Origin of the sequence: Salinisphaera sp. T5B8 (assembly GCF_040361255.1) — a bacterium.
In the GTDB taxonomy this organism is placed as follows: Bacteria; Pseudomonadota; Gammaproteobacteria; order Nevskiales; family Salinisphaeraceae; genus Salinisphaera.
Genome location: NZ_APNG01000023.1, coordinates 39430 through 57404, shown reverse-complemented (window position 1 = coordinate 57404; position 17975 = coordinate 39430). Strand labels below are relative to the sequence as shown.

At 64.4% G+C, this 17975-nt stretch carries 17 protein-coding genes and 1 CRISPR repeat array; of the genes, 8 read left to right on the top strand and 9 right to left on the bottom strand.

The window, feature by feature from the left end; all coding sequences use genetic code 11:
• Positions 1-195: 195 nt before the first annotated feature.
• On the top strand, positions 196-1350 hold the full coding sequence (locus T5B8_RS17150; protein ID WP_353180587.1) for a glycosyltransferase: 1155 nt from the start codon (positions 196-198) through the stop codon (positions 1348-1350).
• Between the two features lie 102 nt (positions 1351-1452).
• Here the strand turns inward: T5B8_RS17150 and T5B8_RS17145 are convergent, their stop codons facing one another.
• Positions 1453-2328 carry a glycosyltransferase family 2 protein gene (locus T5B8_RS17145; RefSeq protein WP_353180586.1) on the bottom strand — a complete coding sequence of 292 codons (876 nt, stop codon included), beginning with the start codon at positions 2326-2328 and terminating at the stop codon, positions 1453-1455.
• Entirely contained in the window at positions 2325-4421 is a 2097-nt protein-coding gene (locus tag T5B8_RS17140) for an HAD-IIB family hydrolase (protein ID WP_353180585.1), read from the bottom strand. Before T5B8_RS17140 ends, T5B8_RS17145 begins: the two co-directional genes overlap by 4 nt.
• 45 nt (positions 4422-4466) lie before the next feature.
• On the opposite strand from T5B8_RS17140, the gene T5B8_RS17135 reads away from it, so the two are divergent.
• From T5B8_RS17135 to T5B8_RS17105, 7 genes are all read left to right on the top strand, one after another.
• A complete protein-coding gene (locus tag T5B8_RS17135; RefSeq protein ID WP_353180590.1) occupies positions 4467-5531 on the top strand; it encodes a glycosyltransferase family 4 protein in 1065 nt (354 codons plus the stop codon).
• A gap of 117 nt (positions 5532-5648) precedes the next feature.
• On the top strand, positions 5649-6758 hold the full coding sequence (locus tag T5B8_RS17130) for a glycosyltransferase family 2 protein (RefSeq protein WP_353180584.1): 1110 nt from the start codon (positions 5649-5651) through the stop codon (positions 6756-6758).
• The gene (locus T5B8_RS17125) at positions 6755-7789 is read left to right on the top strand and encodes an acyl-CoA dehydrogenase family protein (protein WP_353180583.1); all 1035 of its coding nucleotides are present in this window, start codon (positions 6755-6757) and stop codon (positions 7787-7789) included. The genes T5B8_RS17130 and T5B8_RS17125 overlap by 4 nt, the downstream gene beginning before the upstream one ends.
• Positions 7786-8454: a PIG-L deacetylase family protein gene (locus T5B8_RS17120; RefSeq protein ID WP_353180582.1), complete on the top strand. Its 669-nt coding sequence runs from the start codon at positions 7786-7788 to the stop codon at positions 8452-8454. Before T5B8_RS17125 ends, T5B8_RS17120 begins: the two co-directional genes overlap by 4 nt.
• Entirely contained in the window at positions 8451-9038 is a 588-nt protein-coding gene (locus T5B8_RS17115; protein ID WP_353180581.1) for a class I SAM-dependent methyltransferase, read from the top strand. The genes T5B8_RS17120 and T5B8_RS17115 overlap by 4 nt, the downstream gene beginning before the upstream one ends.
• Before the next feature lie 120 nt (positions 9039-9158).
• Entirely contained in the window at positions 9159-9371 is a 213-nt protein-coding gene (locus tag T5B8_RS17110) for an addiction module protein (protein WP_353180580.1), read from the top strand.
• Positions 9368-9664, top strand: a complete 297-nt coding sequence (locus tag T5B8_RS17105) for a type II toxin-antitoxin system RelE/ParE family toxin (protein WP_353180579.1) — start codon at positions 9368-9370, stop codon at positions 9662-9664. The genes T5B8_RS17110 and T5B8_RS17105 overlap by 4 nt, the downstream gene beginning before the upstream one ends.
• 33 nt (positions 9665-9697) lie before the next feature.
• A CRISPR array of direct repeats spans positions 9698-11497; the repeat unit is 29 nt; unit sequence CGGTTCATCCCCGCGGGTGCGGGGAACAC.
• Between the two features lie 110 nt (positions 11498-11607).
• Here the strand turns inward: T5B8_RS17105 and cas2e are convergent.
• From cas2e to casA, 7 genes are read right to left on the bottom strand one after another with little or no spacing between them, the layout of a single operon-like run.
• Entirely contained in the window at positions 11608-11901 is a 294-nt protein-coding gene (gene cas2e, locus T5B8_RS17100) for a type I-E CRISPR-associated endoribonuclease Cas2e (RefSeq protein ID WP_293627964.1), read from the bottom strand.
• Position 11902: 1 nt separating this feature from the next.
• Positions 11903-12823: a type I-E CRISPR-associated endonuclease Cas1e gene (cas1e, locus tag T5B8_RS17095; protein ID WP_353180578.1), complete on the bottom strand. Its 921-nt coding sequence runs from the start codon at positions 12821-12823 to the stop codon at positions 11903-11905.
• 15 nt (positions 12824-12838) lie between these two features.
• Positions 12839-13441 (bottom strand): type I-E CRISPR-associated protein Cas6/Cse3/CasE, encoded by a 603-nt coding sequence (gene cas6e, locus T5B8_RS17090; RefSeq protein ID WP_353180577.1) that lies wholly within the window; start codon positions 13439-13441, stop codon positions 12839-12841.
• Positions 13416-14090, bottom strand: a complete 675-nt coding sequence (cas5e, locus tag T5B8_RS17085) for a type I-E CRISPR-associated protein Cas5/CasD (RefSeq protein WP_353180576.1) — start codon at positions 14088-14090, stop codon at positions 13416-13418. Before cas5e ends, cas6e begins: the two co-directional genes overlap by 26 nt.
• 2 nt (positions 14091-14092) lie before the next feature.
• Positions 14093-15238 (bottom strand): type I-E CRISPR-associated protein Cas7/Cse4/CasC, encoded by a 1146-nt coding sequence (gene cas7e / locus T5B8_RS17080; RefSeq protein ID WP_353180575.1) that lies wholly within the window; start codon positions 15236-15238, stop codon positions 14093-14095.
• A 2-nt stretch (positions 15239-15240) separates the two neighbouring features.
• Positions 15241-16314 carry a type I-E CRISPR-associated protein Cse2/CasB gene (gene casB, locus T5B8_RS17075; RefSeq protein WP_353180574.1) on the bottom strand — a complete coding sequence of 358 codons (1074 nt, stop codon included), beginning with the start codon at positions 16312-16314 and terminating at the stop codon, positions 15241-15243.
• Positions 16311-17918, bottom strand: coding sequence for a type I-E CRISPR-associated protein Cse1/CasA (gene casA / locus T5B8_RS17070; protein WP_353180573.1), 1608 nt, complete (start codon positions 17916-17918; stop codon positions 16311-16313). The genes casB and casA overlap by 4 nt, the downstream gene beginning before the upstream one ends.
• Positions 17919-17975: the final 57 nt, after the last annotated feature.

The window sequence follows — 17975 nt, the reverse complement described above, 5'->3', positions numbered from 1 at the left end:
GCCCATGATGAGCCTTCTTTGAAGTGTCCGCATTAACGGGTGAGAACCCTAATCACGCGATTTCCCAAAGGTTGGGTCTGCAAAACAAAATTTAATGGGTCTACCGGAAACTACGGTTTGCGAGAACGCCGCCTGGGCCGATCATGAGCCGATGCATTCCCCGCCCGGCTCGCCGGGTTTCGACGCGTTGCGCTCATGGCCAAGCCAATCAGTTTTTTCGTTCATCACCAGGGCCGCGGGCATGCCCAGCGCACGATGGCCATTGTGCGTGAGCTGCCGGCAAGCCAGCCGGTGAGCGTGCTCACGGCCGACCCGTCCTTGTTCGACGGCTTCGAGCGCGATATCGAGATCGTGCCCCTGCCGAACATGATCGGCGCGCCCGTGCCCACGCCCGCGCTCTACGATCAACCCACGCCGGCGGTCATGCATTGCGTGCCACTGGGGCTGGCGCCGATGCGTCAGACCATGCGCCGTATCCTCGATCATCTCGACGACCGGGGCACGGGGCTGTTCGTGATCGATGTATCGGCCGAATTGGCCCTGCTCGCACGTATCGCCAGCGTGCCGGCCATCAAGATCCGCATGCACGGCAACCGTAGCGATGCCGGCCACACCGCAGCCTACGATGCCTGTACCGGCATGCTTGCCCCTTTCGATGCCCGCCTGGAACAGCCCGACTATCCCGACTGGGCGCGGGCCAAGACCTTCTACAGCGGCGGGCTGTGCACCAGCAGTCAGCGCCGCGACGACCGCGCCGAGGCACGCCGCGCGCTGGGCCTGCCGGCAGAGCGCGAACTCGTGGTGGCCATCACCGGCGGCGGCGGTGCCGGCACACCCTACGCCCCACTGACCATGGCCGCGCGTGCCGCGCCCGACACCCTGTTCGTCACCGTGGGGCCGTTGCATCGCGAAGGCCATGAAACGGATTTCGCCAATCTGGTCAACCACGGCTGGGTATCGCATACCAGCGATTACATTGCCGCCGCCGATATCGTGATCGCCTCGGCCGGCGACAACACCGTGCACGAAATCATGCGTACCGGCCGGCCCTATATCTGTGCGCCGGAATGGCGTTATTTCGACGAACAGCAACGCAAGGCCGAGTCGTTGGCGGCGGTGGGTGCGGCCATTCATCTGCCGCGCTGGCCGGGCGATCTCGAAGGCTGGCGCGATCTGCTCGAACGCGCTCGCGCGCTCGATATCGAATGCCAACGCGGTCTTCACGATCCACACGCCGCCGCGCGGGCCGCGGGCTGGCTGATGTCGCGCATGGACACGCTCTGGCAGGAGGAAACGCGACAGGGCCGCCGCGCGGCGCCACAGGTATCGATCGCGGCCACCGGCACATAAGGCTTGGCGCCCCGCCCAAACGCACGCTTTTTTTCGCCTTGATCAGGCGGTTAGAACCGCTGACGAGATCAGCTGTACTGATCGCGGCCTAACAGGCCGGCCCTAGCCGTAGCGCACGGCGCCATCCAGGCGGGCGGCCTCGATCTCGGCCGCGCTCGGGCGGCGTCGAACCACGATATCGTCCGCCGCGGGGCTCCAGTCGATCAACCCTGCTTCGCGAAACAGGCCCAGCCAGTAACCCATACACCAACGCCCCCAGCGGGCACGAAAACGGCGTGCATTGGTCACGATCGCATCGAAATGCGGGTACGGCGGTCGATAGAGCGGATGGTGCTGATGCCAGGCACGTGCGCCGGCCAGCCAGTAGAAATCCACACCGGCCGCAGCCAGGCGCCAGGCATAGTCGGTTTCTTCGCCGCCATAGCCTTCGTAGGCTTCATCGAAGCCCCGAGCGCGCAGATGATCTTGCCGACGCAGGGCGAACGATAGCCCCCAGAGCTGGCCGGCATCGCCTTCGGGCACTGGCGCGTCGGTATCCAGCGCGGGACGTGCGGGGTGGATCTCGCCGAGTTGATCCAGGCGATCGAAATCCGGCGTGCCGGCGGCGTTGACGCGCACGGCATCGGCGGGTAGATAGCGCACCTCGCCCATGAACAGGCCCGCGCGCTCGGCCAGTGCATGGCGATAGCATCGCACCAGCTCGGGCGCGGGGATGCAGTCCACATCCAGAAAGATCAGCCCTTCGTGGGCCGCGTATTCGGCCGCGAGATTGCGAGCCCGCGCCAGCGGCAACGCCGAACCGGCGACCTGGATATGGCGTACGTCGAAATCCGTGGCGGGCAGGTCATGCTCGATTTCCGGTTGCATCCAGGCGATGACGAGCTCGTCGGGCCGCTGCGACTGGGCATTGAGCCCGTGCATGAGATTGACCAGATGCCCGTGCCGGCCCCGTACCAGGGTGAGTACGCTCGTTTTCACGAGGCGTGGCACCGGGCCTGGAAATGCGCCACGCCCTCGATCACCCCGCGTGCATGTCCGGCACTTGCGAAATACGCATGGGTCAGGCCGCATGCTTTGGCCAAGCCGTCGCGGTGGTTGGCCACCACGATCGCACAGGGCAGCGTTTGCAGCATTTCCAGATCGTTGGCGGAGTCGCCGGCCACATAGACGCGCTCCTGGTGGATATCGGCTTCATCGGCCAGATAGGCCACCGCCGCGCCTTTCGAGGCATGTACCGGCAGCACATCCACACAGCGCTCGTTGCTGTGGATCACCCGCGCCTCGAGGCCGTGTTCGGCGAGCAATCGGCGCAGGCGCGGTGCGATGTCGATGCCTGCCTCGCACAGATAGCTGATCTTGTGCGCCCGCTGTTCCAGCGGCGACTGGGCGACCAGCTCGGGCACGGCATCGAGCACCTCGGCTACCGCCGCGCGTTGCCAGCCACGGTCGATCCGCTCGGCCCAGCGCGTATCGCGCACGTAGCGCACGCCATCGTCGGCCAGGCGATAGATCTCCGCGCCGACCGAGGTGATCAGAAAATCGGGCCACTCGATACCGGCCTGCTCGAGAATCAACAAGGCGCTGTGAAAACTGCGCCCGGTCGCCACGCCGAAACGTAGCCGCGGCTGGCCGGCATACCAGGCATTGAAACGGATCACGCCCTGGCTACAGCCCACCAGCGTGCCATCGATATCGCAGGCGAGCATGGCGTCGAAACGACTGCAGCGTTTGGCCACACGTTCCCCGGTGCTGCCGCTCAGGCGATGCAGCAGGCGATGGTAATAATCGACATGCCGGCTCCAGTCGAACACGGACGTGGCCTTGCGCCCACTCGCCTGGCAGGCGATCCAGCGCTCGTGGTCGTCGAACAGCGCGAGCGCGGCCGCGGCGATCGCATCGGTCGAACACGGGTTGACCAGCACGCCGTTGTGGCACTGCTCGATGATATCGTTCGGCCCGCCGGAATCGGTGGCGACGACCGGTAGCCCGGCCGCGGCGGCTTCCAGCAGGGTCAAGCCGAACGGTTCGTTGAACGCGACATTGGCAAACAACCCACCGCGTACCCGCGCCCAGGCATAGACACTGGGCACATCGGCCCCGTGATGCTTCTTGGGATAGGCCACCCGCCCATAGAGATCGTAGTGGTCGATCAGCGCCAGCATATCGCGCAGGTTGTCGGCGATTTCCGGCTCCAGCGCATCGAGCGACTGGCGCTCCCCGGCCAGAATCACCAGGTTCGCGCGCTCCTGCAACGCCGGGGACTCGCCATAAGCGCGAATCAGGCTCGCCAGGTTCTTGCGCGTGACCGGGCGTGCGATGGCCAGCAGCGCCGGCTTGTCCGGCTCGGTCAAAAAACGCGAGAGCATGGCATGCACCCGCGCATTGGGCTGCGACTGGGCAAAGGCCTGTAAGTCGCTGGCCGGGCGGATCACGCGTATGCGCCCGGGGTCGTAATCGGGGTATTGCGCATACTGAAGTTCGGCTTCGTCACGCGAACTGGCAATGACCAGACTGGCATCGCGCAGCGCCGCGTTTTCGGTGGCGATGCGCCGGTCGAGCGCGCGTTCGGCTGGCGTGTCCACGTCTTCGTCGCGGCGCGTGGCAGCGGTGTAATCCCGCTTGGGCTGGCCCAGCGAATGCGCGGTGAACACGAACGGAATACCGCGGCGTTGCTTGACCAGCCCGGCGATATGCCCCGCATCGGCATAGTGGGCATGCAACAGCTGCGGCGCGCGCTCGAGGCGATCGATATAGTCGACCAGCGCATCGCCGAATGCCGGCAGCTGATCCCAGAGTGCTTCCTTACTGCGATAGGCCGGATCGGGCGTGGGCAGGCGCACGATGCGCACCTTCGGGTTCACGTATTCGCAGCCAATGCGATAGTCCCCGTCGGTGAAATCCGCATCGAACGCACGCGTGACGATATCGATACGCTCGATATCGCGATCACGCGCCGAGGTCTGCGCCAGTTCCAGCAGATAGCGAATATGCCCACCGGTGTCGGCGGTAATGCCGTATTCGACATCGTGGGCTCGAAGACACCCTTGCAGGGCGATGTGCATGATAAACATGGGCGCGCTATATCCTGTGTCGCCGTGAACCATCATCCCCGTGCCATGAACCCGAACCGAGCGCTGCGTATCGCGCAGGTATCACCCGTCATTCTGCCTTTGCCGGCCCGCGAGGCCGGCGGCACCGAGCGTATCGTGGTCGACCTGAGCCATGCGCTGAACGCACTCGGCCATCAGGTCACCGTATTCGCAAGCGCCGACAGCGAGCTCGATCTGCCCTGCGTGAGCGCACTCGAAAGCCTGGCCTTTTTCGAAGCCGGCGACACACCCGTGCCGCCCGGCCTGCCCGGCGTACTCGAAGCCGCGCTTCTGGAACGGCTGCGTGAACGCCTGGACGATTTCGATATCGTGCATTGCCACGGCGAGTTCTTTCATGCCGCCCTGCTCGGCGAGCGGCGCAAACACAGCCTCACCACCATCCACTGGCGTACCGACGAACTCGACCGCCAGCTGTTCTTCTCGGCCTTTGCGGATCTGCCCGTCGCCGCCATTTCGGCCAGTCAGGCAGCCACGATACCGTCTTCCAACTGTCGCGGCGTGGTCGCGCACGGGCTCGACCCGGCACGCTTTGCGCTGCCGCCGACAAACGCCAGACGCGACACGCTGGTATTCATCGGCCGCATGACCGATCAGAAACGCCCCGACCGTGCGATCGAGATTGCCAGACGTTGCGAACATGCGCTCAAACTAGCGGGAAGTCGCGACCCCGGAAATCCGTACTATTTCGAACACCACGTGCGTCCCGCGCTCGGCGGTGCCATCGAGCACGTCGGCGCGGTCGACGATGCCGGCAAGCGCGCACTACTCGCCGAGGCCCGCGCGCTGGTCTTTCCTATCGACTGGCCGGAGCCCTTCGGGCTGGTCATGATCGAAGCCATGGCCTGCGGCACGCCGGTTATCGCATGGAATCACGGCGCGGTGCCCGAAGTCGTCGAACACGGCGTAACTGGCTTTATCGTCGACAGCATCGACGACGCCGTGGCCGCCGTGGCCCGCCTGCCCGAACTCGACGCCGCCACGATTCGAGCCCGCTTTCTCGAACGCTTTAGCGCCGACCGCATGGCCCGCGATTATGTCGCACTCTATCGTCAGCTGCTCGCTGATGCCTGAACCCGTACGCGCACACATCGGCCCAGGCCCCGGCAAACGCCCGCATAACTACGCATTACCCGGTTTGCCCCCAGGGGCTACCATCGGCGCCCATGCCCAGCCAAGCGAGCACGCGCCATGTCTGAGGGGATTGCGCACGCCTGTACCCCAGGTGGCGCGCCCACGCTGTCGATGCACCCGATGACCGGCCTGCGTACCCGTATCGCGGTCTGCATCCCCGTGCGCGACGAACGCGACGGCCTGCCGGCGTTGCTCGACGCCTTTGCCCGCCAGACGGCAAGCCGCGATTGTTTTGCCATCTGTCTGTTGTTCGATGGCTGCGACGACGGCGGCCAGGCCTACGTACAGGCGCGCCAATCGCAACTCGACTACCGCCTGACCAGCGCGCGTATTGCGCGCCAGCCCGAAGCCCGTGCCGGACGGGCACGGCGCGCGGCCATGGATCTGGGCGCGCGCCTGCTCGCCCGCGTGCGCCGGCCGGGCGATATCGAACTGCTGCTGACCACCGATGCCGATTCCATTCCCGCGCCGGACTGGATCGAAGCCAGCATCCGCGCGCTCGAACAGGCCGATGTCGTAGCCGGCTATATCGAACGCCCCGACGCCGCGCCCGCCGAGCTGCACCGGCGCGTGGAACGCTACTGGGAACGCCTGCGCAGTCTGCAGCGCACGGTCGACCCCCTCGTGCACGACCCGGCGCCCTCGCACCATTCGCAGGGCGGCGCGAGCCTGGGTTTTCGCGCCGATGTCTATGCTGCGCTCGGCGGTTTTGCCGATGTGGCCAGTCACGAAGACGTGGGCCTGGTCACCGCCGCCCGCAAAGCCGGCTACCGCATACGCCACGATCGCAACGTACGCGTAGCCACCTCCTCGCGCGTGTGCGGGCGCGCGACCGACGGCCTGGCCGATACGCTGCGCGCCCGCCAGGCCAGCCGCGCCATGCCCGCCGTGGAAGACCCGGATAACGCCCTTGCGCGTTATCGCCTGAGCGCACTGGCACGGCAGGCCTTCGACACCCTCGACGACATGACCATCGCGCAGGCGCTCGCCAAACGCGCCGGCCGCGACACCGACGAGGTGCGCGCGATCGCCGCCCAGTGCACAAGCGCCGAAGGCTTTGTCATGCGCATCGCGCCCGAACCGGCGAACGCCCAGGATCTCGCGCTGGATCTCGCCGAACACCGTCTCGCCCGGCTGGAAACTGCCCATCAATGTCCGCACGCATGAACGATCTCGCCGACACGCTCGCCGCCCTCGACCGCACAGCCGGCGACGCCGCCTATATGGCCGACGGCATCGCCTGCCTGCAACAGGGCCTGAATCTGGACGACCCGGCCGATCTCGATACCTATCGCCGACTGCTGCGCCGTCTCTATACCGCCGGGCGTTTCGACCTGCCCCTGGCGCGCCTGTTCGAAGGCCATATCGATGCGCTGCAGATCATTGCCCGCTACGGCGAGGCCGATACGGCCGCGCGCCTGCACGCCGCGGCCCGTGACGGCGCGCAATTCGGTGTCTGGAATGCACCGCTGGCCGGTGAAGGCTTGACGCTCGATAACCAACGCCTCGATGGCGGCAAGGCCTTCGCCTCCGGCGCGGGGCTGATCAGTCACGCACTCGTTAGTGCCGAGATAGCGGGCCAAACGCGCAAGCAACTGTTGGTGGTCGATCTCAACGACACACCGCCGACCATCGATACCCAGTGGTGGCAGGTACTGGGCATGCAGCGTTCGCATACCCATCTCGTACGCTGGCATAACGCCCCGCTCACCGAGGCCGACGCCCTGATCGGCCAGCCCGGCGACTACGAACGCGAACCCTGGCTCAGCGCCGGCGCGCTACGCTTCGTGGCCGTGCATGCCGGGGGCATCGCCGGTGTCTTCGATGGCGTACGCCGGCATCTGGTCGCCCGCGAACGCGAGCGCGACCCGCATCAGGCCGCACGCCTCGGACGCCTGTTCGGCCTGGCCGACAGCGCGGCCGCCATGGTCGAGCGCACCGCTGCACGCCTGTATGAAACCGAGGCCGACTGCCATCCCGCGCTGGTCGCCAACGCCCGCAGCAGCGTGCTCGACATGGGCGAACAAGCACTCACCCTGGCCCAGCAATGCGTCGGCCTGTCCGCGTTTTTCGAAACCGAACCACTTTGTGCCCACATGGCCGATCTGATGGTCTATCTGCGCCAGCCCGCGCCCGACGCCCAGCGCGTGAAAGCCGGTGCGGCCGCGGCCGCCGGCACGATCGCGCTCTCGCTGTGAACGCGTGCGATCTCGATCATGTGGTGCGTGCCCATGTCGTGGCCCCGCACCCGGACGACGAAGCCATCGGTGCCTTCGGGCTAATCGCCGCCCTGCGCGCGCGCGGCGCGATCGTCGATGTCACGCTGGTCACCGACGGCGGCGCCTCACACCGCAACAGCCGGCGGTTTCCGCGTGCGCGCCTGCGCGATATCCGTTACGCCGAAACCCGACGCGTGCTGCGCCGCGCCGGCATTCGCCGCCAGGATCTGCGCTTTCTCGGCTACGCTGACGGCGATCTCGGTTTCGCCGGCCACGCCACCGTCGCGCGCCTGGCCCGCGATCTCGCCCGTCGGCCGCGCCCGGACCTGATCGTTACGCCGTCGGTTAACGACAACCATGCCGATCACCGCGCCACCGCCGCCGCGGTCAAACGCGCCTGGCCGGACTCGATCGCGCGGCTGTCCTATCTGGTCTGGCCGCGTCTCCAGCCCCACCGGCCGCGCCCGCGTGGGCGCCTGCTGCGCCTACCGCTGCGCTCGCGCGCGAAGATGAAACAGGCCGCGCTCAAACTCTATCGCAGCCAGACCGGCCAGATCGTCGACGACAGCGACGGCTTTGAAATCGACCGCAACCTGCTCGTACGCTTCGGCCATCCGGTCGAACGGTTTGGCAATCGTCCATGAAATCCGCAGCCCGCCACGCCATCGACCTCGCCGGCTTCGAAGCCAAATTCCGCGCCGGCCCCGACCCCTGGCACACGTTGACCGCCCGCGACGAAGCCATCAAGCGCCAGCGCATCCTGCGCGCGCTTGGCGACGGCCCCATCGCCCGCATTCTGGAACTGGGCAGCGGCAACGGCTCCAACAGCCAGGCCCTCGCCCGACGCGCACTCAAGCTGCATACCTGCGACGGCAGCGCCAGCGCGACCCAGCTCACCCGCCAGGCCCTGGCCGACGCCCCCAACGCCCACGCCTGGCACATCGCCCTGCCCGCACCGCTGCCCGGCCACCGCTACGAAGCCGTGGTCATCGCCGAACTGCTCTACTACCTCGCCCCGCGCGCCATGCAGCGCCTGGCCAAAGACGTCGCCAATGCCCTCGCCCCCGGCGCCCGGCTCGTGCTCGCCCACCACCAGATCGAATTCCCCGACAACACCCAGCGCACCGCCGGCATTCACGACCGCTTTATCAACGCCCTCGGCCGATCGGTTACGAAGGTTCGCCAGTTCCGAAGCCAGCGCTGGATCGTGGACGGGTACCGCGCCTGACCTAAAGCACTAAGCCGGCAAATCGCCTAGCTTGATCGCCTTTAAATGGGTGGCCGACCGGCGAAATACGTTATGTTCTGGGAAGCGATCTCGGATGAAATCAATTAGCAGGATGCCGCCATGAATACATCGACATTACGCAATCTTTCAGTCGAACAGCGTATTCATTTAGTCGAAGAACTCTGGGACAGTATCGCCGCGGACCAAGGCGTGCTTGCCTTGTCTGACGCGCAGCGGCAAGAGCTGGACCGCCGCCTGGCCGCATACGAACTTGATCATAATCCCGGCCGTCCCGCAGACGACGTCGTGGCAGATATTCGCAAGCGGTTATGAGCTCGCGGCTATGCGTGCGCCCCGAAGCGGAACGAGACCTTGAAGATGCGGCCACATGGTATGCGGAGCAACGCCCAGGATTAGGTCAAGAATTCCTCGATGAAGCCGTCCGAGCATTCGAGCAGATTGCCGAGGAACCGAGACTTTATCCCTTCGTGCACCGCACCACGCGTCGCGCATTAATTCGGCGCTTCCCGTTCGCCGTGTTCTACCGCGTCGAACCCGAGTTCATCGTTGTTGTGGCGGTCATGCACGGCAGCCGCGACCCGCAGCATTGGAAGCAGAGAACGTAAAGCGGCTTTGGCGCGCGCGTTATCTGTGAAGCTCGGTTCATCCCCGCGGGTGCGGGGAACACAGCTCGATCGGGTCATCCGTCCAGCCGTCACCCGGTTCATCCCCGCGGGTGCGGGGAACACATATCAGGAACGCTCGACTTGCTTCTGCGCGACGGTTCATCCCCGCGGGTGCGGGGAACACGGCATGACGCGCTCCCCGGTTTGTGTAGCAGTGCGGTTCATCCCCGCGGGTGCGGGGAACACGCGGGCGTGAGGGTGAGGATTTCGCGGCCGATCGGTTCATCCCCGCGGGTGCGGGGAACACGACTAGGCAGTAAAAAGCCCGCCGAAGCGGGCCGGTTCATCCCCGCGGGTGCGGGGAACACAGATCAACTATGCCCAGCTTCTGGGTATTAACCGGTTCATCCCCGCGGGTGCGGGGAACACATCAGTACGCCTAACACCCAATAGGCCGCGAACGGTTCATCCCCGCGGGTGCGGGGAACACAAAACGACAGGCTCCGCGCCCGAGTCGCCGAGCGGTTCATCCCCGCGGGTGCGGGGAACACCTCCGGCGGCATTTCGAGCGAAAACACCATGACGGTTCATCCCCGCGGGTGCGGGGAACACGCCAGCGACATTGGCTACAGTCCTTGCCATCACGGTTCATCCCCGCGGGTGCGGGGAACACCGCGTCCCTCCAAATATCGGCGGAGGGGGTGACGGTTCATCCCCGCGGGTGCGGGGAACACTGTCGATTAGTCTCGCGCCACCCTGCCCGCGTCGGTTCATCCCCGCGGGTGCGGGGAACACATCCCGTTTATAACTGGCTGATGCGAACCAGCCGGTTCATCCCCGCGGGTGCGGGGAACACTCTCGCTGCTGCTAGTTCGCGCTCTATATTGGCGGTTCATCCCCGCGGGTGCGGGGAACACGCAGTGGTAGGCCATGGCCCGAGCGCCGAGCTCGGTTCATCCCCGCGGGTGCGGGGAACACCAGACCTGTGTTACCAGCCCGCCGTATTTCGGCGGTTCATCCCCGCGGGTGCGGGGAACACAACACCCGAAGTCAGCAACGTGGGTACCGCCACGGTTCATCCCCGCGGGTGCGGGGAACACGGCCGGAATATGCGGCACCTGATCGGCGAGCACGGTTCATCCCCGCGGGTGCGGGGAACACTGATCAATGTGATGCCGGCCTGTTTTCCGGTACGGTTCATCCCCGCGGGTGCGGGGAACACAAGCAACTGCTCGATGCTCAAATACGTAGCCGCGGTTCATCCCCGCGGGTGCGGGGAACACGGTTGCGCTGCCTGTGGCGATAGTGGCGCCTGCGGTTCATCCCCGCGGGTGCGGGGAACACCCGTATGACAGCACCGCCCCTTTTACGAGTGACGGTTCATCCCCGCGGGTGCGGGGAACACATCGTTCGCCAGAACGGCGTAAACCGCGATTACGGTTCATCCCCGCGGGTGCGGGGAACACGGGTCCAGTTTTCGCGAGCCGAAGGTGAGAAACGGTTCATCCCCGCGGGTGCGGGGAACACTACTAAACTGGCGTCGCGCCGTGGGCATGAGCCGGTTCATCCCCGCGGGTGCGGGGAACACGTGACGATCGTGACGCTGTGACACGGCCGCCTCGGTTCATCCCCGCGGGTGCGGGGAACACGCACACCAAGGAGTATTGCTCCAACCAGTGTGCGGTTCATCCCCGCGGGTGCGGGGAACACGAACGCGGTGGTGTGCGTCGCCGTATTTTCGGCCGGTTCATCCCCGCGGGTGCGGGGAACACAACTATGTCCGAGGCTCGCGACAAGATGCGAACGGTTCATCCCCGCGGGTGCGGGGAACACTCTAATTATAACCCACTGATTACACAGGGCAATTCAGAAATCTGACAATCCACCAGCCGATTTGCTGGATTTTTAACCAATTTGAATTGTTAAAGATCGAGCGTTTTCAGCTACTTATCTTCGGGCGGCAGGAAGCGCACCAGACGCAGTCCGTCGTGGTCGATTGGTATGCGTCGGTTGACGCCGACGGTCTGGAATTCGAAACCCGATTCGTGGCGACTGGCCCAGGCCATGGCGACATTGCCGTCTTCGACCAGCACTTCGATTTGTTCCCAGATCATTTCGCGCACGCGCTTACTGACATCGCCGACATAAACGCCCGCCCGGATCTCGAGCAGCCAGACGGCAAGCCGACCACGCAATCGCGGCGGCACCGCCTCGGTTACGACGACGAGCATGGCCATGTCAGCCGCTACGGTGGCCGGCGTCGCCCAGCGATTCGGGCGTGGGAATGGCGGGCGGCACCTGATCGGGCGAAGGCGGCGGTGGTTCGATCTCGCCGGCGGCGAGAATCTCTTCGATCATCGGAATGATTCGATTGAGCAGTTTGGTCTTGGTGAACGCATCTCGACAGGCAATGCGTACCTCACGATCCGGTTTGGCCACGCCCTTTGCCGCGACGCGAAAGGCGGCCGGTACAACGGTTTCGAATTTAACGATATCGGCAATGTCGTACACGAAGCTCTGCGGCTTGCCGGTATGCAAAAAACCGATCGCAGGCGCGTAGCCGGCGGCCAGGATTGCGGCTTCGGTAATGCCATACAAACAGGCCGTGGCGGCGGATAACGCCTTGTTGATGGGGTCGGAGGCGTCCCAGTCGTTCGGATCGTAGCGGCGACCGTGCCACTTCAGTCCGTATTGCTTGGCAAGCTGCTGATAAAGCTTGCGAACCCGCGCACCTTCGATGCCACGCAATTGATCCACGCTGCGACGCGACGGCGGCGCTTCACCAAAGCGCATTTCGAACATTTTGCGCACGACCTTCAAGCGCAGGTCGTCCTCGAGCGCAAGCCGCGCCTGATACAGCAGCTTGTCGGAGCGCGCCCCGCCCGGCTGGCCGGCACTATACAGACGCACACCGGCTTCACCCACCCAGATGAGCAATGTGCCCACCGTCGAGGCGAGCTTGATCGCGGCATGCGAAACCCGCGTGCCCGGTTCGAGCAAAATGCAGGCGGTCGTGCCCACCGGAATATGCATACGCTCGCCGTTGACTTCATCGACCACCACGAACGCGCCGTCCCGCACGTCGATCTGGCCGCGCCCGACGAAGACCATTGAGCGACGGTCTTTGATGGGGATGGGTTTGAGCGGAATGAAGGCCATAGCGAGTCGCCGATTTCAGCGCGGCGCGAGGCTCAACAATCCGAATCCGAATGCCTTACCAGGACCAATGCCCTGTTCCACCGCAGCCTGTAAGGCAGGCGCATCGGTGGCCTTTAGAACCCCTTCGAAACAAGCTTGTTGCAGACAGATCGTGTCGTTTTTCAGATGTACGACGTCGCTTGCCGTGACCAACACGTTCTGTATCTCGAAGCCGCATTTAGTGCCCTTGCGTTCGAGCCATGCCTGTTGCTCGAATTCGGTTTGCAACCCGTAGCGCTTGCCTTGTTGCGTAATCGTCGGGTTCGCGAACAGCCGGAAACGGTAATACCGCTCGATCTGAATGAGCCGAGCCGGGTCGATTTCTTTGGCTTCCGGCGCTCTTTTGAGATAGCCCTTTTCTTCGAAACCCCGCCAATCCGGTTCGACGATCGATTGAACCATCAGGACAGGGGCCCGCCATACTGCTTCGGGCTCGACGCGCCAGAGAAAACGCGGCGGCGCCTCGTCGCCTTCGGTTACGAATGCACGCACCAGAGAGCGGTGCATGTCATAGGCGTCGGCAAGATCGCGACGAACCGCGCTATGCCGCAGGTCAAGCGTCAGTCGTGTCAGGAACATTGCCGACCTCCAGTTTCAGATCGAATGTCTTGACGAAACGCGGACCAAACCGGCGCTCGGAGAATGGTGCAATCGGTTGATCGACCCGAACGGTGCCTTCCTCGGCATCTTCGATCACGACGCGTCGCTTCGGGGTGTTCTCACTACCGTCTTGTTCGGTCAGCAGCGCCACCGACCCGAGCACGTCCAACAGCCCCCCATCGCGCAATCCGTCCGGCATGAAGACCGGGCAAGACGGAGCAAAACTCTTACGTCCGAGGCACAACGGCCAGTGTGGCGTGCGCAGGGCGTTGTGGACTTGTGCCAGCAATTCACGCTCGCCTTCCAGCGCAACGAGGAAAACCGCGTCCGACAGGTAATAGCGCTGGCTGACCACCGTGCGATTCGCATCGGCCTTGCCGGATGACGCAACCACGCCGGTCGCGGTGTGATAGTCGCGCATCGGAATACCTTCGCGATCGACCCGCACGGCCATCCGCAATGCTGCGAGATCGGCGACCGGCTCGGCTCGATCGCGTCCGAGTGCGGCACAGATGAGGCCCAGCACGCCCGACTTGGACGGCTCGAGCTGTGTATCGCGCTCGTCGAACCGGCTGGTCGTGCCCCAGGATTGCATGGGCCCGGCCAGGCGCATCAGCAGTGTGGCCACGACTACGCCTCCAGTGCTGTATCTGCAATGTTGCGTACACGTTGGGCAAGCTGACCCAGATTCGGCACCGCCTCACTTTGATCGTTGTTTTCCCACTGGCCGGTCAGATCCAGATAGAGCCACTGGTCCTGGCCGTCGCTGTAAACAGCCGATAGCTTCTGGTCGGTCTTCTGCAATCGTTGCACCGATTGTTCCGTGAGCGACTCGCGCAGATCCGCCGTCACGGGCTTTTCGAACGCGTTGGCAAGACTCATCGGCGCGACATGACGCAGGCTCACACCGATAAAATCCGGCGCGTTGTGCGCCGCGAAGGTGTTCTGTTTGCCCGTGGGCACAGCACGCACGAACGCTGTGGCAAATGCCTCGATCGCCGACAAGGCCAGCTCACGATCGCCCTGCAGGTTGTCGAGCAGCTTGTTGATGTCGAGTACCGCGTAGCGATAGAAAGTCGCGGAGTTGAATTCGATCTGACCGATCATGTCCGCACCCGGCTCATCCTCGGGCCCCAGGTCGTCGTCGACCGCCGTGTAATAGTCGAATTCGCGTTCCACGCGATGCGTACTGATCGCATGAGCCACCTGGCAGGCAGCGTCCTGGTTGACCGCCGGCAGATCGGCGAGCATGCGGCCGAACAGCGCAATGTCCACGGCCTTGCCGCCATCGAGAAGCGCCTTGGCTTTCTTGGTCACCTCCGGCGGCGCAGCGGCCTTGCGCTGTTTCTTGTTGGCGGCCGAATCGACATCGGCCAGCTCATCCCAGTGCTCGTCGACCAGCTCGGCAAAGCCTGTAATTTCCTTCTCGCCTAGAAAGAGCAGGTATTCGGTCTTTTCGCTGTCCTTCTTGGACAGGCTAAGCCCTGCTGCCGCCAGCGCGCTTTCGATCTTGCCCGCGGCCTCTTCAGGATCGCGATCGATGAGTCGCTCGATCAGCAATCGCTTGAGGCGTTTGGTGCGAATGCCGCGATGCGACTCATCGATGAGGTTGTATTCGGCCGCCGCCAATCGCGTGGCCCGCTTGAAGCACTGGCTGCTGACCCGTGCCCGACGATGTCCACCGAAGATGGCGTCCTTGGGCGCGCCGGTGTCGTCGCGATTGAGATTCGACGGTGCGAAGTTCTGGATGATGTGGAATTCGAGGAATGCACGCATGTTCAGGCCCCCTGCTCTTGTAGTGTTTCGGATTGGGTATCGTGTTCGTCGCGGCGCGGTATCCAGTAGAAATCCCGCGCCCAGCGTTGGCGCCGCCGATCCAGCCGCGCGATGTTCGGGGAGCGCGCCAACCAGATCGCCAGATCTTTGATGAGCCGTGTCGGGTCGTAGCCGATCCCCGTATCGCGCAGCAGGCCCATCGCCTGGCGTAGATGATCGGCCATGGTGTCGGGCGAGGCGCCGAGTACCGCAATGAAACGGCGTTCGATGCTTTCGCCGTCGTCTTTTTGCTGCGCGGCGAGCTTATTGAGTGCTTTGGCCAGGCTTCGGTTCGGCTCGTACACCGGATGGATCGCGAACAGACCCGCCACGAGATAGCGGGCGCGACGTCTCGGATCGTTGCTTTTCCACGCCGGGTCGACGAAGGGTTCTACCCACGGGAACACCGCCGGGTCCTCGCCCGGCGGCAACGTCAGGCTTCGACGCAGACGCGCCAGCCCGCTGGATTCGTCTTTCGTAAGGGTTACGAGGTGTTTCGTGAAGACCTCCGGATCGCTGTTTACCACCCGATCCGCGAACACCGCCCGATAGAAGCCGCGCCCCCAGCGTTGTCGCATCGCACGCCACCGATGCTCTTCCTTGCGCGGGTCGAGCCACAGGGCGATATCGGATATCAACTGGGCGTAATCGAATCCGTAGCCGTCCGCTGCGAGCAGCGTCGTGGCCTGGCGTAGTCGCGCCACGATCTGCTGTTCATCGGCTTCCAGCAACGCGATGAAACGCTGTTCGACGCTCGGGTTGTCTCGTGTACGCCAGAGCGCGCCGAACGCTTCGGCAAAAGAGGTACGGGCGCGCTCCGGATGGCTGGCGAACAGGCCAGCCACGAGATACAGCGCGCGCCGATACGGGTCGTCGGCTTGTCGATCGCCACCCACGAAACGCTCCACGAGCGTTATTGCTTTTGGATCTTCACCAAGTTCTCGCGTCAGGCTGTGACGCAGATGGGCGATCGCGCCGCGATCGTTCTGATGGAGCGTTTCGAGATAGTCGACGAATGTCTGCGCATGCGATGTCATGACTTGTCTCCGGGCGCTGCGCGTTTATTGGTGGGCGCATGTTTGGCGAGCAGCCCGATCAAACGCGGATAATGGCGGGCCTCTGAACGCAAGCCGCGGGGCGTACTCCCCAGTCCAACAACGACATCGTTCCAGGCGCGCCGCGCCGCTCGATCCAGCGCCTCGTTCCAGTGTTGCGTCGCCGCCGTGAAATCACCGGCGCCGAGTTGTTGCATAAGCTCGGGCAAAGCGCGTTCGGCCGCAGAAAAATAAGTCGCTGTAAGCGGCCCGGCTGCCAGCAGGCTCTGGGCTCGTGTCTTGGTTTCCTTGTTATCCGGATCGGGCATGCTGTGCACGAGCATCGCGCGGGCGAGTGCTCGCAACGCGTAGTACAGCGCTTCGGCACCCGCCACCTTCTGCTGGAGTGTTTCGGAGCGATCCGGATCGATCAGGACGTTTGCAGGCAGCACGATCTGTTCCATGCGCCACCGCAGCAACTTGGCTTGATCGCTCGCCAAGCCGGCCACCATCAACGGCTGGTGACGATGCGCACCGGGCCCGAGTGCTCGGTGCAGACTGGCCGCATAGGCCATGACCGCCGCTGGGCGTCGATTTTCGTTTTCTGTCGCAGGCCCGGGTACGAGCGCGGGCAGATCGCGCCAGGTCGCGCGCCCCTCGGTAAAGCTGATGCGCACCGGGCCGTTCTGCCCGGCACGAAAGCTGGCCATCGGATCGGGCTGGATATCGCTATCGCCCAATGCCAAACCGGCGCCAAAGCGCAGCCAGCGGATATTGCCGTTGTCTTCTCGCTGAAACAGCACGGCACGGCTTTGGCGCGTGTAGCGGTCGTTGGGCCCGGTGGCCAGAACCGGCACACCGCTAAGTTGGCTTTCGGTCAACGGCTCGCGCTCCCAGCTCGGTTTATCCGGTTCGGCATCGGATCGTCTCTGGTCGGGATGCAGCGCCAGGGCGATCGTCTCCGCAAGATTCTGGCCGAGTGGTATGACCGCGGCGGTATTGGCCAGCGGCCCGGCCTTATCCGCGCTGCGAAATACCTTGACCAGACCACCCGGGGTGAATTGCAGAAAGCCGAGCAGCGTATTCAGCGCCTGCGCCGGTGTGAGTTCCGCCGGCTCGCTATCGAACGCATGGTCGAACACCACCGGCGTGTTTCCGGTCGCACTCGCCAGTGATATCTGGGCCACGCTTTTGCGTTTATCGTGGGTCGGCTTCGCCGTATCCAGAACGGCCGCCTGCATGAACGGATGCGTGTCGTGGAATAGCCAGAAGCGATCCTGCCAGTACTCCAGATACGTGCGTATCGCCTCGATGGGCAGGCCATCGCGATACCAGCCGGCCCGCTCGGATTCGCGCCACCGCCCCTGCGCCATCGTGATCGCGCGATGGGTGATCGCCAGCAGCAACCGGTATTGCGCAACGAGCGTCGGCGGCGCAGTGTCGGCCAGCGCCACGATGTCTCGGCTGCGTTCGAACGTCTCGATCAATCCCATCGAGGTGACCGTGCCATCTGTCAGGCAGACCGACAGCCAGGGCTCTCGAAGCAGATCGTACGCCGGAACGGAAAGCTGGGCTCCTATCCGGTTTCTCTCGTTCGTGTCTGTCATGTAACCCCCGTACCGATGCGCGCCCGAGCCACGAATTTTACGTCTTCCATAAATAGT

Coding starts and splice junctions, on each gene's coding strand:
- T5B8_RS17150 (WP_353180587.1), top strand. CDS start 196: ATGGCCAAGCCAATCAGTTTTTTCGTTCATCACCAGGGCCGCGGGCAT.
- T5B8_RS17140 (WP_353180585.1), bottom strand. CDS start 4,421: ATGTTTATCATGCACATCGCCCTGCAAGGGTGTCTTCGAGCCCACGAT.
- T5B8_RS17135 (WP_353180590.1), top strand. CDS start 4,467: ATGAACCCGAACCGAGCGCTGCGTATCGCGCAGGTATCACCCGTCATT.
- T5B8_RS17130 (WP_353180584.1), top strand. CDS start 5,649: ATGTCTGAGGGGATTGCGCACGCCTGTACCCCAGGTGGCGCGCCCACG.
- T5B8_RS17125 (WP_353180583.1), top strand. CDS start 6,755: ATGAACGATCTCGCCGACACGCTCGCCGCCCTCGACCGCACAGCCGGC.
- T5B8_RS17115 (WP_353180581.1), top strand. CDS start 8,451: ATGAAATCCGCAGCCCGCCACGCCATCGACCTCGCCGGCTTCGAAGCC.
- T5B8_RS17110 (WP_353180580.1), top strand. CDS start 9,159: ATGAATACATCGACATTACGCAATCTTTCAGTCGAACAGCGTATTCAT.
- T5B8_RS17105 (WP_353180579.1), top strand. CDS start 9,368: ATGAGCTCGCGGCTATGCGTGCGCCCCGAAGCGGAACGAGACCTTGAA.
- cas2e (WP_293627964.1), bottom strand. CDS start 11,901: ATGGCCATGCTCGTCGTCGTAACCGAGGCGGTGCCGCCGCGATTGCGT.
- cas1e (WP_353180578.1), bottom strand. CDS start 12,823: ATGGCCTTCATTCCGCTCAAACCCATCCCCATCAAAGACCGTCGCTCA.
- cas6e (WP_353180577.1), bottom strand. CDS start 13,441: ATGTTCCTGACACGACTGACGCTTGACCTGCGGCATAGCGCGGTTCGT.
- cas7e (WP_353180575.1), bottom strand. CDS start 15,238: ATGCGTGCATTCCTCGAATTCCACATCATCCAGAACTTCGCACCGTCG.
- casB (WP_353180574.1), bottom strand. CDS start 16,314: ATGACATCGCATGCGCAGACATTCGTCGACTATCTCGAAACGCTCCAT.
- casA (WP_353180573.1), bottom strand. CDS start 17,918: ATGACAGACACGAACGAGAGAAACCGGATAGGAGCCCAGCTTTCCGTT.